General features: G+C 70.5%; 10 protein-coding genes. 8 read left to right on the forward strand and 2 right to left on the reverse strand.

Features of this window, described 5'->3' with window-relative positions; translation table 11 throughout:
* The first annotated feature begins 1 nt into the window (after nucleotide 1).
* Nucleotides 2-1,015, forward strand: coding sequence for a TerC family protein (locus tag ACFWW9_RS20450; protein ID WP_390379874.1), 1,014 nt, complete (start codon nucleotides 2-4; stop codon nucleotides 1,013-1,015).
* Nucleotides 1,016-1,957: 942 nt separating this feature from the next.
* On the opposite strand, the gene ACFWW9_RS20455 is transcribed toward ACFWW9_RS20450, so the two are convergent.
* Nucleotides 1,958-2,143 (reverse strand): hypothetical protein, encoded by a 186-nt coding sequence (locus tag ACFWW9_RS20455; RefSeq protein WP_390379876.1) that lies wholly within the window; start codon nucleotides 2,141-2,143, stop codon nucleotides 1,958-1,960.
* Between the two features lie 223 nt (nucleotides 2,144-2,366).
* Entirely contained in the window at nucleotides 2,367-3,101 is a 735-nt protein-coding gene (locus ACFWW9_RS20460; protein ID WP_390379879.1) for a GntR family transcriptional regulator, read from the reverse strand.
* Between the two features lie 225 nt (nucleotides 3,102-3,326).
* Here ACFWW9_RS20460 and ACFWW9_RS20465 point away from each other — a divergent pair, with 225 nt between their 5' ends.
* From ACFWW9_RS20465 to ACFWW9_RS20495, 7 genes are all read left to right on the forward strand, one after another.
* On the forward strand, nucleotides 3,327-4,316 hold the full coding sequence (locus ACFWW9_RS20465; RefSeq protein WP_390379882.1) for a 2-dehydropantoate 2-reductase: 990 nt from the start codon (nucleotides 3,327-3,329) through the stop codon (nucleotides 4,314-4,316).
* Nucleotides 4,317-5,327: 1,011 nt separating this feature from the next.
* Nucleotides 5,328-7,283: a molybdopterin oxidoreductase family protein gene (locus ACFWW9_RS20470; RefSeq protein ID WP_390379885.1), complete on the forward strand. Its 1,956-nt coding sequence runs from the start codon at nucleotides 5,328-5,330 to the stop codon at nucleotides 7,281-7,283.
* 13 nt (nucleotides 7,284-7,296) lie between these two features.
* Nucleotides 7,297-9,084 carry an NAD(P)H-dependent oxidoreductase subunit E gene (locus ACFWW9_RS20475; RefSeq protein ID WP_390379888.1) on the forward strand — a complete coding sequence of 596 codons (1,788 nt, stop codon included), beginning with the start codon at nucleotides 7,297-7,299 and terminating at the stop codon, nucleotides 9,082-9,084.
* Entirely contained in the window at nucleotides 9,081-10,004 is a 924-nt protein-coding gene (locus ACFWW9_RS20480; protein WP_390379891.1) for a 2Fe-2S iron-sulfur cluster-binding protein, read from the forward strand. The genes ACFWW9_RS20475 and ACFWW9_RS20480 overlap by 4 nt, the downstream gene beginning before the upstream one ends.
* A gap of 16 nt (nucleotides 10,005-10,020) precedes the next feature.
* A complete protein-coding gene (locus ACFWW9_RS20485; RefSeq protein ID WP_390379894.1) occupies nucleotides 10,021-11,562 on the forward strand; it encodes an aldehyde dehydrogenase family protein in 1,542 nt (513 codons plus the stop codon).
* Nucleotides 11,563-11,580: 18 nt separating this feature from the next.
* On the forward strand, nucleotides 11,581-12,618 hold the full coding sequence (locus tag ACFWW9_RS20490; protein ID WP_390379897.1) for an acyl-CoA dehydrogenase family protein: 1,038 nt from the start codon (nucleotides 11,581-11,583) through the stop codon (nucleotides 12,616-12,618).
* Between the two features lie 150 nt (nucleotides 12,619-12,768).
* Nucleotides 12,769-13,836 carry a phenylalanine--tRNA ligase subunit alpha gene (locus ACFWW9_RS20495; protein ID WP_390379900.1) on the forward strand — a complete coding sequence of 356 codons (1,068 nt, stop codon included), beginning with the start codon at nucleotides 12,769-12,771 and terminating at the stop codon, nucleotides 13,834-13,836.

The raw sequence follows: 13,836 nt of genomic DNA on the forward strand, positions 1-13,836 counted from the left end.
CATGGATCTGCACACCTGGGTGTGGCTCGCCACCGTGGGCGGGTTCGCCGCCGTCGTCGGGTTCGACTTCTGGCTCGTGGCCCGCAACCCCCGTGACCCGTCGTTCCGCGAGTCCCTGCTGTGGGTGCTCGGGTACGTGTCGCTGGCGGTCGTGTTCGGGCTCGGGGTCACGCTGCTCGCGGGTGGCCGGTACGGCGGGGAGTTCTTCGCCGGGTGGATCACCGAGTACTCGCTCAGCGTGGACAACCTGTTCGTGTTCGTGCTGATCATGTCCAGGTTCTCGGTGCCGCGGCAGTACCGGCAGAAGGTGCTGCTCGTCGGCATCGTGATCGCGCTGGCGCTGCGGGCGGTGTTCATCCTGGCGGGGGCGAGCGCGATCGCCCGGTTCGACTGGCTGTTCTACGTCTTCGGCGCGTTCCTCGTGTTCACCGCGTGGAAGCTGCTGGGCGAGTCGTCCGGGTCTGGTGAGGCCGAGTTCACCGAGAACGCCGCGCTGCGCGTGGTGCGGCGGGTCGTGCCGACCTCGGAGGGCTACCACGGCGCGGCGGTCACGGCCCGCGTGAACGGGCGGCGGGTCGTGACGCCGATGCTGATCGTGATGATCGCGGTCGGCACCACGGACCTGCTGTTCGCGGTCGACTCGATCCCGGCGATCTTCGGGCTGACCAAGGAGCCGTACCTCGTGTTCACGGCCAACGCGTTCGCGCTCATGGGGCTGCGGCAGCTGTTCTTCCTCGTGGGAGGGCTGCTGGACCGGCTCATCTACCTGAGCAAGGGCCTGGCGTTCGTGCTCGCGTTCATCGGCCTGAAGCTCATCTTCGAGGCCCTGCACCACCACGGGGTGTCGTGGGCCCCGGAGGTGCCGATCGCGGTGTCCCTCGGCGTGATCGTGGCGACCCTGCTGGTCACCACGATCGCGAGCCTCATCGGCACCCGTCGCCGGGAGGCGGCGGAGCTGAGGGCGGCGGAGGCGGAGTCGGAGTCGGGAGAAGCGGAGTTGCGGAGCGGCCGATGACGGGCACGGTCGGGTGGCGGAACACCTTCGCCACCCGGCTGTCCCCGCACGAGCCGGTTTCGGGCCTGCCCCGACTGCCTCGAACGCCGTCAACACCGGCCGCGCCGAGCTCCACGACCTGCCGTGCCCCACCGGCATGCGGGTATCGGTCGCGGATGGTGATCACTTGCCGGCGTCAGTCGCCTGCCGACCTTGGGCCGCTCATCGACACCGACCGACCGTTGGCGTAGATCACCCGGCGACATCCACCAGCACCGGCAACTCACCGCGGCACCGCCTCCCAGCCGTGACCACCGGTACACAACAGTTCACCACTGGTCCCGGTCGTCCGTCGGCACTGATCGGCGGTTGGCGCGGACCACCTACTGGCATCGGTCACCTGCTGGCACGGATCGCTTCCCAGCCCTGACGGCTGGTCGGCATCGGTCGCCTGCTGGTACTGGTTTCCACCAGTATCGATCGGCGGTCGACGTAGATCACTTGTCAGCATCGGTCATCCGCTGGTACCGGCAACCCGCAGGCACCGATCACCTCCCAGCTTTGACCACCGGGCGATATCGGTTGACCGTTTGTACCAGGTAGTCCGCCAGCCGATCGACGGTTGGTACGGAGTACCTGCCGACGTCGATCACCTTCCGGCACTGATCACGCGCTGGCACCGATCGCGTGCTGACACTGACCGCCTGTCGGCACGACATCCGCTGATACCGGCGTTTGCTGGTGCTGGCACCGGGTGTTTGCTGGTGCTGGTGCTGGTGCTGGTGCTGGTGCTGGTGCTGGTGCTGGTGCTGGTGCCGGTCGCCGGTTGGCCATTGGTCGCTTGTTTGGCACTGATCGCCTGCCAGCGTTGATCAGCTGCTGGCGTCGGTCAGCTGTCGGCATCCGTCAGCTGTCGGCACCGGCTGATTGCCGGCTGTTGGCTGTCGAGTGTTGGCGTTGGGGTCAGTGCATTGCGGAGCTGCCCTGGTCCTTTGCCGCGGTTTCGCGGAGGTAGTCCTCGACTCCGGTGACCGACTCGTCCTTGCGGCGCTGTGCTTCCAGCGCGGTGGCCAGTCCTAGTCCGAGCACGCGGCCGTCCGCGGAGAACCCGCGTGGGCGGTTCAGCGCCTCGGTGAACCAGTTCGCCATGACCTTCTCCTTCACTTGTCACGTCCACAGTGGACGGTGGCTTTCGGGTGCGCCTCCTCCCGTCGACGATGCCCCGTCGGGGCCGTGCGTGCCGGGTGAGGCGTTCGGGTCGACACTGACCCCGCCTGATGGATTCAGAATACAGGCTTTCGTATGCAATGTGGGTGGTAGTGGTGGCCATCACCGCCCTCGCGAGGAGGTGGTGATGGCACCGGTGGTGGGATCAGGCGCGGTCGCCCCGCGGCCGGTCGTGGTAGGCCTGCCGGGTGCGGTCGGTGTGCTGGGACATGATCGAACCCGCGAGGTCGGCGTTGTTCGCGGAGATGGCCTGGATCAGGTTGGCGTGCTCGACCCACGAGTCCGCTCCGCGCCTGCCCGCGATCGGCGTGTAGTACCACCGCACGCGGCGGTCGACCATGCCGATCATCTCGGCGAGCACGGTGTTGCCGGACAGCTTGGTGATGAAGGCGTGCAGCTCGGCGTTCGCGGCCACCACGCCCTCGACGTCGTCGTCCTCCACCGCGGCCTGGCCCCTGCCCTGGAGTTCCCACAGGTGGTCGACGTCGGCTTCGGTGGCGCGCTCCGCCGCGAGGCGGGCGGAGTGCGTTTCGAGGACGGCGCGGACGCTGAGCAGCTGGTCCGCCTCCTCCTCGGTCGGCAGGTGCACGAACGCGCCCTGCGCGGGCTTGAGGTCGACCCAGCCCTCGGTCTGCAAGCGCTGGAGGGCCTCGCGCACCGGCTGCCTGCTGACCCCGAGGTACTCGGCCAGCTCGACCTCGACCAGGTGCTGGCCGGGCTTCAGGGTGCGGTTCACGATCAGCTCGATCAGGGCTTCGTACACGGCCTGGCGGAGCGGCGCGGGCCGCTCCACGCGCTTGGCCGCCGCGCCGCTCAGCGCGGCGCGCGAACCGCGGCGTCCGGTGGTCACGTCGCCGGGGAACGGTGTCGGCTGGTTCATGGCCACCTCCTCGCTCGTTGGGTGAATGGTTTCAGCATACAGGTTGTTGTATGCAAAGTTCAGAGTGCGGTACGTCACGTTGCTGGCGTGACGGGCCAATTGTCGCCGATGTCGGACTCTGTGTAATCACCCGATCGCGTTTCGTGTGCGAATCCTCCCCTCTATCGCCGTTCGCGCAAATCGGTATACTGTATGCAATCACTCGGATACGAGACGAGGCAGGACATGAGAGTCGCCGTTCTCGGAGCAGGAGCGATCGGCGCCTATGTGGGCGCAGCCCTGCATCGCGCTGGAGTAGAGGTCCACCTGGTCGCGCGGGGTCCGCACCTCGCCGCGTTGCGGGCGCACGGCGTGCGCGTCCTCAGCCCGCGGGGGGACTTCACCGAACACCCGCACGCCACCGACGATCCCGCGCTCATCGGCGAGGTCGACTACGTCTTCCTCGGCCTGAAGGCGCACACCTACGCGTCGGCGGGGCCGTTGCTCAAACCGTTGCTGGGCAAGGACACCGCCGTGATCGCCGCGCAGAACGGCATCCCGTGGTGGTACTTCCACGGCCTCGCCGGGCACCCGCTGGAGAACCACCGCATCGAGGCCGTCGACCCCGGCGGCTCCGTCAGCGCGGTCCTCGAGACGAGCCGTGCGATCGGCTGCGTCGTGTACTGCTCGACCGAGATCGAGGAGCCCGGCGTCATCCGCCACCTGGAGGGCACCCGGTTCTCCATCGGCGAACCGGCGGGCGGAGTCTCGGAACGGTGCGAGGCCCTCAGCCGCGCCATGATCGCGGGCGGCCTGAAGTGCCCCGTCGAGCCGAACCTGCGCGACGACATCTGGATCAAGCTCATGGGCAACGTCGCCTTCAACCCCCTGAGCGCCCTCACGAGAGCCACCATGGCCGAGATCTGCGCCCACGACGACACGAGGGAGTTGGTCGCCACGATGATGGCCGAAACCATGGCCATCGCCCGAGCGGCGGGCAGCAGCCCCGAGATGTCCATCGAGAAGCGCATCGACGGAGCCCGCCGAGTCGGCCACCACAAGACCTCGATGCTCCAAGACCTGGAAGCGGGCAAGACCTTGGAGATCGACGCCATCATCGGCGCGGTGGTGGAGATAGCCGACCTGACCCGAATCCCCGCGCCAGCGCTGCGCAACGTCTACGCCGCCATCGACCTCCTCAACCGCACCAACGCCGCCGTAGTCCCCACTGCCTGACCCCGACCCTCGCGCCGGCAACCCGCGATGCCGGCGCGGGGGCCGGTCCGCTCGACCGCGAGAAGGAGATGGAGGGGGCGGGCTGGTGTTGGCCGCCGGGCGGTGTCGGGGCGAAGGCTTGTTCTGCTCCAGGGCGAGAGCGGCCGCGGGGTTGGCGGGGTTCCTGTCTGCCGCCGAGTGGAGTCGGGTGGGTGTTGGTCTGCTCGATCGGGTGAAGGCAACTGCTTGTTGCGGCGCTGGTCATTGAGGCGAGATGGCGGGGGCTTGGTCGCATGAAGGCGGTTGTCGGGTTGGCGAAGGTTCGCGCTGACCGTGAAGCACTGCCGGGGCGTGGCTGGTCTTGGAGCGTGGGAGACGGTCGTCGGGTTGGCGGGGTTCGCGCCGACCGTGGGGCGGCGTTGGGGTGTGGCTGGTCTTGGGTCGGGGGATGGGTTCGCGTTGACGGCGATGTGGTGCCGGGGCGCGGCTGGTCACCTCGGTCGCATGGAGGCGGTCGTTGAGTTGGCAGGGGTCGCGCTGACTGCGGGGCGGTGCCGGGGTGTGGCTGGTCTTTGGGGTCGTGGCTGGCGGTGGTCGGGTGGCGGGGTTCGGGCTGACCGCGGGGTGATGACGGGGCGCGGCTTGGTCTGCTTGATCGGGTGAAGTGTCCGCGCGGTTGGTCGGGTGCGCGCTGGCTGCGGGGGTGCTGGAACTGGGGTCGGTCTGCTTCGTCGCGCGAGGGTGGTCGCCGGGGTGGCAAGGGTCGTGTGATCGCTGGTCACCTGGAGTGCGGGCTGGTCTGAAGGCGGTTGTCGGCTTCTTGTTGGGCGGTGTCGGGGCGGGATGTGGGCTGCCCGATTGCGTGAAGGTGGCTGTTCGGTCGGTTCGCTCGATGGGGTGAAGGTGGCCGGGTTCGTGCTGGCCGCCGGGGGCGGGGTCTTTCGCTGGGTTGGGGTCTTCCCTTCGTGGTGGTGGTCACATAACGTATGTTGCATACAGTCGACTATTAGTGCCGTGCGCGGGAGGTCTGCGATGAAGCGCAGGAAGAGCGAGCCGTACGTGCGGCTGGTGGAGCCGTTGGTGCGGGAGCACGGGGTGTTGAGGCCTGCCAGTTGGGACGAGGCGTTGGGGCGGGCGGCTGAGGGGTTTCGGCGGAACGTGGCTGCCAAGGGGCCTGATGCGTTCGGGATGTTCTCGTGTGCGCGGGCCACCAACGAGATGAACTACGTGGCCCAGAAGTTCACCCGTGCGGTGATCGGCACCAACAACGTGGACTCCTGCAACCGCACCTGTCACGCGCCGAGCGTCGCCGGCCTGGCCCGTGTGTTCGACAGCGGTGGTGGCACGTCGTCCTACCGGGAGATCGAGGACGCCGACGTGATCGTGCTGTGGGGCTCGAACGCGCGGGAAGCGCACCCGATCTTCTTCCAACACGTCCTCAAAGCCGTGCACAAGGGCGCGAAGCTGTTCGTGGTCGACCCCCGCCGCACCAGCACCGCCAAGTGGGGCCACCGGTGGCTCCAACTGCACGTGGGCACGGACATCCCGCTGGCCCACGCCATCGCTCGCGAGATCATCCACTCCAACCTCGCCAACGCCGCGTTCATCGAGCGCGCCACCGAGGGGTTCGCCGAGTTCAAGGCGTCCGTCGAGCCGTGGACGCTGGAGGTCGCCGAGGAGGTGACCGGCGTCCCGCGGGAGCTGATCCGCGAACTCGCCCACGCCTACGCCCGCGCCGACCGCGGCCAGATGTCGTGGACGCTCGGTATCACCGAGCACCACAACGGCACGAACAACGTCCTCTCCCTGATCAACCTCGCCCTGCTCTGCGGGCACGTCGGCCGCTACGGCGCGGGCCTGAACCCGTTGCGCGGGCAGAACAACGTGCAGGGCGGCGGCGACATGGGCGCGATCCCGGACCGGCTGCCGGGGTTCCAGGACGTCCTGAGCCCCGAGGTCCGCGCGAAGTACGACGCGCTGTGGGGCTCGCACATCCCGCCGTACAAGGGGCAGAACCTCACGCAGATGCTGGAGGCGATGGAGCGCGGGGACATGACCTGCGTCTACATCATCGGCGAGAACCCGGTGCAGTCCGAGGCCGACTCCGAGCACACCCGCAAACGCCTGTCGAACCTCGACCACGTGGTGGTGCAGGACATCTTCCTCACCAAGACCGCGCAGCTCGCCGACGTCGTGCTGCCCGCGTCCGCCGCCTGGTGCGAGACCGACGGCACGTTCACCAACAGCGAGCGCCGCGTCCAACGCGTGCGCAAAGCGTTGCAGGCGCCCGAGGGCGCGCGGGACGACATCGCGATCCTCTGCGACCTCGCCCGCAGGCTCGGCCACGACGAGTGGGACTACTCCAGCGCCGAACAGGTGTGGGACGAACTCCGGCAGCTGTCGCCGATGCACACGGGCATGACCTACCAGCGGCTCGCCGACCTCGGCGGCATCCAGTGGCCCTGCTACAGCGAGGACACCCTGGAGCCGAGCTTCCTGCACGGCCGCCTGTGGGAGGACGACCCGGCCAAGCGCGGCAGGCCCGCGCCGTTCTCGGTGCTGGACCACAGCCCGCCGGTCGACCTCCTCACCACCGAGTTCCCGTTGCGCCTCACCACGGGCAGGCGGTTGGACTCCTACAACACCGGCGTCCAGTCCGGCGGTTTCGAGTCGCCGCTGCGGCGCGGCGAGACCCTGGACCTGTGCCAGGCCGACGCCGAACTGCTCGGCGTCCGCGAGGACGAGCTGGTGCAGATCTCCTCACGGCGGGGCGCGATCGTCGCGCCGGTGCGGATCGACGACGGGCTCAAGCCGGGGCTGGCGTTCATGACGTTCCACTTCCCGGACGAGATCGACGTCAACGTGATCACCATCGAGGCGACCTGCCCCATCGCGGGCACCGCCGAGTACAAGGCGTCCGCGATCCGGGTCGACAAGCTGCCGCCGGGGTTCACCGAGGACGACCGGTTCACCGTCGTGCCCGTCTGAAGGGGGAGTCACCGTGGACCTGAAGTTCCTCAGCTTCACCCCGACCGACGACGAGCGGGACGCCGTGGACCGGGCCGTCGCCGGGAAGCCGCCGACGCGGGACCTGCTGCTGCCCGCGCTGCACGCGGTCAACGACCGGGTCGGCTGGATCAGCCAGGGCGCGCTCAACCACGTCTGCCAGACCTTGGAGGTGCCGCCCACCGACGCGTACGGCGTCGCCAGCTTCTACTCGCTGTTCTCCCTGGTGGAACGCCCGAAGCGGGTCGTGCACGCCTGCGTCGACCTGGCCTGCAAGGTCAACGGGGCCGAGAAGCTGATCGATGCCCTCGCCGACGCGTTCGGCCCGGCGAGCGGCAAGACCGGTGACGTCACGTGGTTGCGCAGCCCGTGCCTCGGCGTCTGCGAACGCGCGCCCGCCGCGCTGGTGTTCCAGGCGGGCGACCCCGCGACCGAACAGCTGCTGGCACCGGCCGAACCACAAGCGCTCGTCACGGCCGCGAAGCATGGTCCCTCCACTGTGGACGAACGGACGCGCGTCCCGCAGGAGGGCGACCCGAGCCTGCGGCTGCTCAAGCGGGTCGGAGTGGTCGACCCGACGAGCCTGGACGACTACCGCGCCAGCGGCGGGTACTCGGGGCTGCGCAACGCGCTGCTGCTCGGCCCGGTCGGCGTGATCCGCGAGGTCACCGACTCGAAGCTGATGGGCCGCGGCGGGGCGGCGTTCCCGACCGGCCGCAAGTGGGACGCCACGGCGAGGCAGCCGGTCCGGCCGCACTACCTGGTGTGCAACGCCGACGAGAGCGAGCCCGGCACGTTCAAGGACCGCGTGCTGCTCGAGGGCGACCCGTTCGCGCTGGTCGAGGCGATGACCATCGCGGCGTTCGCCACCGGTTGCGCCAAGGGCTACCTGTACCTGCGCGGCGAGTACCCGCTGGCGCTGCACCTGCTGGAGAACGCCCTCGCCAAGGCGCGTGAACGCGGTTTCCTCGGTGACAACATCATGGGACACGCGGGATTCTCGTTCGACATCGAGATCCGGCGCGGCGCGGGCGCGTACATCTGCGGCGAGGAGACCGCGATCTTCGGCTCCATCGAGGGCTTCCGCGGCGAACCCCGGACGAAACCGCCGTTCCCGGTGGAGGCGGGCCTGTTCGGCAAGCCGACCGTGGTCAACAACGTCGAGACGCTGGTCAACGTCCCGCTGATCCTCACGGAGGGCTGCGAGGCGTACGCCGGGATCGGCACGGCGGGGTCGACCGGGTCGAAGCTGTTCTGCCTGTCCGGCAACGTGAAGCGGCCCGGCGTCTACGAGGTCCCGTTCGGTGCGACCCTCGGTGAGCTGCTGGACCTGGCGGGCGGCGTGCCGGACGGCCGGGAGCTGCGGGCGATCCTGCTCGGCGGCGCGGCGGGCGGGTTCGTCCGGCCGGACGAGCTGGACCTCAAGCTCACCATGGAGGACGCGCGGGCCGCGGGCACGACGTTGGGGTCCGGCGTGGTGCTGGTGCTGGACGACACCGCCGACCTGGGCGGGTTCCTGCTGCGCATCGCCGCGTTCTTCCGCGACGAGTCGTGCGGGCAGTGCGTGCCGTGCCGCATCGGCACCGTGCGCCAGGAGGAGGCGCTGCACCGCGTCGTCGGCGGTCGGAAGCTCAGCACCGACAGCGACGACCTGAAGGTGCTGCGCGAGGTCGGCCAGGTCATGCGCGACTCCTCCATCTGCGGCCTCGGCCAGACCGCGTGGAACGCCATCGAATCGGCCATCGACCGCCTCGGCGCACTCGAGAAGGGGACGCGCGCATGACCGCCATCGACATCGGGTTGCCGCGCAGGCTCGTCGAGTTCCAGCTGGACGGCGAACCCGTGCGAGTGCCGGAGAACGCCACGATCCTCGACGCCTGCACCGCGGCGGGCACGAAGATCCCCACGCTCTGCTACGGCGACACGCTCGCGCCCGCGAACGCCTGCCGCGTCTGCATGGTGGAGGTCGAGGGCTCGCGGACGCTCGTCCCGTCGTGCTCGCGCAAGGTCGAGCCGGGCATGGTCGTGCGCACCGACACCGACCGGACCAGGACCAGCCGCAAGGTCGTGCTGGAGCTGCTGGCGTCGGCGACCGACCTGTCCACCACGCCGGAGGTCCAGGGGTGGATGGAGGACACCGGCGCCGAGCCGGAGCGGTTCGGGCCGCCCTCGCCGCCCAGCGACGACCGCGACCACCGGCAGCCCGGCGAGCACGAGATCCCGGACGGGATGACGGCCGCGACCGTGCGTCAACCGGTGAAGGTCGACAACGCCTTGTACGTGCGGGACTACGGCAAGTGCGTCCTCTGCTACAAGTGCGTCGACGCGTGCGGCGACCAGTGGCAGAACTCCTTCGCCATCACGGTCGCGGGCCGCGGTTTCGACGCGCGGATCTCCACCGAGTTCGCGAACCCGTTGCCGGACAGCGCCTGCGTGTACTGCGGCAACTGCGTCGAGGTGTGCCCGACGGGCGCGCTGAGCTTCAAGGCCGAGCACGACCGGCGCGAGAACGGCACGTGGGACGAGGAGCGGCAGACCGAGACCACGACCGTCTGCACGTTCTGCGGCGTCGGCTGCAACCTCACGCTCCACGTGCAGGACAACGAGATCGTCAAGGTCACGTCACCGCACGACAGTTCGGTGACCCACGGGAACCTCTGCATCAAGGGCCGCTTCGGCTGGCAGCACGTGCAGAACCGCTAGACCGGGAGGTCCGCGCATGTCCTTGATCCTCAAGCCCGGAACGTCGTGGCGCGAGCTGTACGCCCGCTGCGCCGAGATCGCCCCGGAGGCGTTCCACGACGACCGCCTCCTCAACTTCTACGGCGGCCGCTGGCGTCGGGAGGGCCTGCCCAGCCCGGCGACCTCCCCGGTCGACGGCAGCACCATCGCCGGTCCGCCCCGGCTGGACGCGGGGAGTGCCCGTGCCGCCGTCGCGGCCGCGCTCGACGACCACCGCGCGTGGGCCGAAGTGCCGCTCCAAGAACGGAAAGCCCGTGTCACGGCCGCGCTGGACGACCTGGAAACCCATCGGGACCTGCTGTCCCTGCTGCTGGTGTGGGAGATCGGCAAGCCGTGGCGGCTCGCCACCGCCGACGTGGACCGGTGCGTCGAGGGGGTGCGCTGGTACGTCGAGGAGATCGACGCGATGCTGGCGGGCCGCACGCCGTTGAGCGGCCCGGTCAGCAACATCGCCAGCTGGAACTACCCGATGAGCGTCCTGGTGCACGCGATGCTCGTGCAGGTCCTCGCGGGCAACGCCGCCATCGCCAAGGCCCCGACCGACGGCGGCGTGAGCTGCCTGACCCTGGCCACGGCGCTGGCCGCCCGCCACGGCCTGCCGCTCACGCTGGTCAGCGGCAGCGGCGGCGAGCTGTCGCCGGTGCTGGTCGGGTCGCCGGACATCGGCTGCCTGTCGTTCGTCGGCGGGCGGGGCGTCGGCGGCGAGATCGTGGCGAGCCTGGTCGACTCCGACAAACGGCACGTCCTGGAGCAGGAGGGGCTGAACTGCTGGGGCATCTGGGAGTTCGGCGACTGGGACAGCCTCGGCCCGCAGATCCGCAAGGCGTTCGACTACGCCAAGCAGCGCTGCACGGCCTACCCGCGGTACGTGGTGCAGCGGGAGCTGTTCGACCGCTTCCTCGCCGTCTACCTGCCCGCCGTGCGCGGTGTCGCCTTCGGCCACCCGCTGGCCGTCGAGCACCCGGACGACCCGCTGCCGGACCTGGACTTCGGGCCGTTGATCACCGACGCGAAGGCCAAGGAGCTGACCGACGTGGTGGACGAGGCCGTCCGGATGGGCGGCGTCCCGCTCTACCGGGGTTCGCTCGACGACGGCCGCTTCCTGCCCGGCCAGCAGACCGCCGCCTACCTGCCGCCGACCGCGATCCTGTCGCCGCCGCGCTCGTCGCCCCTGCACTACGCCGAACCCTTCGGGCCCGTGGACACGATTGTCCTGGTGGATACAGAAGCCGAACTCCTGTCCGCGATGAACGCGAGCAACGGGGCACTGGTCGCGACGCTCGCGTGCGACGACCGGGCCACCGCGAAACGGCTGTCCGCCGACCTCCAGGCGTTCAAGGTCGGCGTCAACAAACCCCGCTCGCGCGGCGACCGCGACGAGGTCTTCGGCGGCCGGGGCGCGTCCTGGCGCGGGGCGTTCGTCGGCGGCGCGCTGCTGGTCCACGCCGTCACCGAGGGACCGGCGGGCGAACGGCTGTACGGCAACTTCCCGTCCTACTCGCTCTACCCGCCGACCTGACACCGAAGGGGGAGGACGATGTCGCTCCGCTCCGAGCTGACCCGGATCACCAGGACCGTCGTCGCCCCCGCCGCGGTGGCGACCGACCGCGACCACCGGTTCCCGCGCGCGGCCGTGCAGGCGTTCGGCCGCGCCGGGATCCTCGGCATGACGGTCCCGCGCGGCCTCGGCGGCGGCGGGCAGGGACCGGCGGAGGCGAGTCGGGTCGTGGAGGAGGTCGCCCGGCACTGCGCCGGGACCGCGACCGTGCTGCGCTCGCACTTCGCCGCGGTCGCCGTGCTGGACCGGCACGGCGACCGCGCCCTCCGCACCGAGGTCGCCGCCGGGCGGCACCTCGCCACGCTCGCGGTCTTCCACACCGGCGACCTCCTCGCCCCGACCGGCACCGCGTCCCGGCGGGGCGACGTCGTGTCCCTGCGGGATCGCAAGACGCGGGTGATCTCGGCGGGCGAGGCCGACAGCTACGTCTGGTCGTCCGCCCCGGTCCGCGAACCGGGGGCGGCGACCCTCTGGCTCGTCTCCGGCCACGCCCCCGACCTGCTCGTCCCGGCGTTCCCCGACGGCATCGGCCTGCGCGGCAGCGGCGCCACCACGGTCTGGGCCGACCCCGTCCGCGTCCCCGCGAGCTGCCGCCTCGGCGCGGACGGCGCGGGACTGGACACCCTCCTGCACGACGCCCTGCCGTGGTTCGCGCTGCTGGGCTCCTCCGTCGCGCTCGGCCTGATGGAGGGCGCGCTCGCCGCCACCCTGCGCCACCGCCGCGACCCGGCCGCCGACCTGGCCCGCATGCGCTTGCGCACCGACGCCGTCCGCGTCCTGCACGACGACGCCCTCGCCGCACACGGCTGGGAACCCGCCCGCGCCCGGCGCAAGGCGTGCCAGCTAACCCTCGCCGCCGCCGACGCCCTGCTCACCGTCACCGACCTGGCCATGAAGCTGTGCGGCGACGCCGATCCCGCCGTGGAGCGCGGGTTCCGCGACGCCCGCGCCGCCACGGCCGTCGAACCCACCGCGGATTCGGCGCTCGACCTCGTGGCCCGTCACCCGTTCCGCTGACGTCACCGAACGCCCGCTGGGCGATCGACCGGGCACGCGGGGGAAGCCCGCGGAGTCGATCGCCTACTATCGGCCTGCTCCGCCGCGTGTCGGGTGGTGGAGTCGATTCCGCCTATCCGCGACGTGCCCAACGGGAGCTGTCCACCACTCATGTCCGGAGCAAACGACCCGTACGACCCCAAGGAGGTCGCGGCGCTCGCGCCGGAGGCCCTCGACGCGGCCGTCCAGAAGGCCCAGGAGGCGTTCGCCGCCGCGGCCGACCTCGACGCGCTCGCCGCGCTGAAGCCCGCGCACGTCGGCGACCGGTCCCCGGTCCTGCTGGCCCGCCGCGAGATCGGCGCGCTGCCCCCCAAGGCCAAGGCCGAGGCGGGCAAGCGGGTCAACGTGGCCCAGGCCGCCGTGAAGAAGGCGTTCGACGAACGCCTCGTCGTGCTCCAGGCCGAGCGGGACGAGCACGTCCTGCGCGAGGAGTCCGTCGACGTCACGTTGCCGTGGGACCGGACGCCGCGCGGCGCCCGCCACCCCATCACCACGCTCGCCGAGCGCGTGGCCGACGTCTTCGTGGCCATGGGCTACGAGGTCGCCGAGGGCCCCGAGCTCGACACGGAGTGGTTCAACTTCGACGCGCTGAACTTCGGCAAGGACCACCCGGCGCGCACGATGTCGGACACCTTCTACGTCGCGCCCGCCGACTCGGGCCTGGTGCTGCGCACGCACACCTCGCCGGTGCAGGCCCGCACGATGCTGGAGCGCACGCCGCCGATCTACGTGGTGTGCCCCGGTCGCACGTTCCGCACGGACGAGCTGGACTCCACGCACACGCCGGTGTTCCACCAGGTCGAGGGCCTCGCCATCGACAAGGGCCTCACCATGGCGCACCTCAAGGGCACCCTGGACGCGTTCGCGCGCTCCATGTTCGGGGAGCACTCGAAGACGCGGCTGCGCCCGCACTTCTTCCCGTTCACCGAGCCGTCCGCCGAGGTGGACGTCTGGTTCCCGGAGAAGAAGGGCGGCGCGGGCTGGGTCGAGTGGGGCGGCTGCGGCATGGTCAACCCGAACGTCCTGCGCGCCACCGGCGTCGACCCGGACGTCTACTCGGGCTTCGCCTTCGGCATGGGCCTCGAGCGCACGCTGCAGTTCCGCAACGGCCTGCCCGACATGCGCGACATGGTCGAGGGCGATGTCCGCTTCACGCTGCCCTTCGGAACGGAGGCCTGA

The organism is Umezawaea sp. NPDC059074, assembly GCF_042738955.1.
Lineage (GTDB): Bacteria > Actinomycetota > Actinomycetes > Mycobacteriales > Pseudonocardiaceae > Umezawaea.

What these genes read in the sequence shown, in the direction of transcription:
- ACFWW9_RS20450 (WP_390379874.1), top strand. Translation starts at nt 2, where the DNA reads ATGGATCTGCACACCTGGGTGTGGCTCGCCACCGTGGGCGGGTTCGCC.
- ACFWW9_RS20455 (WP_390379876.1), bottom strand. Translation starts at nt 2,143, where the DNA reads ATGGCGAACTGGTTCACCGAGGCGCTGAACCGCCCACGCGGGTTCTCC.
- ACFWW9_RS20460 (WP_390379879.1), bottom strand. Translation starts at nt 3,101, where the DNA reads ATGAACCAGCCGACACCGTTCCCCGGCGACGTGACCACCGGACGCCGC.
- ACFWW9_RS20465 (WP_390379882.1), top strand. Translation starts at nt 3,327, where the DNA reads ATGAGAGTCGCCGTTCTCGGAGCAGGAGCGATCGGCGCCTATGTGGGC.
- ACFWW9_RS20470 (WP_390379885.1), top strand. Translation starts at nt 5,328, where the DNA reads ATGAAGCGCAGGAAGAGCGAGCCGTACGTGCGGCTGGTGGAGCCGTTG.
- ACFWW9_RS20480 (WP_390379891.1), top strand. Translation starts at nt 9,081, where the DNA reads ATGACCGCCATCGACATCGGGTTGCCGCGCAGGCTCGTCGAGTTCCAG.
- ACFWW9_RS20485 (WP_390379894.1), top strand. Translation starts at nt 10,021, where the DNA reads ATGTCCTTGATCCTCAAGCCCGGAACGTCGTGGCGCGAGCTGTACGCC.
- ACFWW9_RS20490 (WP_390379897.1), top strand. Translation starts at nt 11,581, where the DNA reads ATGTCGCTCCGCTCCGAGCTGACCCGGATCACCAGGACCGTCGTCGCC.
- ACFWW9_RS20495 (WP_390379900.1), top strand. Translation starts at nt 12,769, where the DNA reads ATGTCCGGAGCAAACGACCCGTACGACCCCAAGGAGGTCGCGGCGCTC.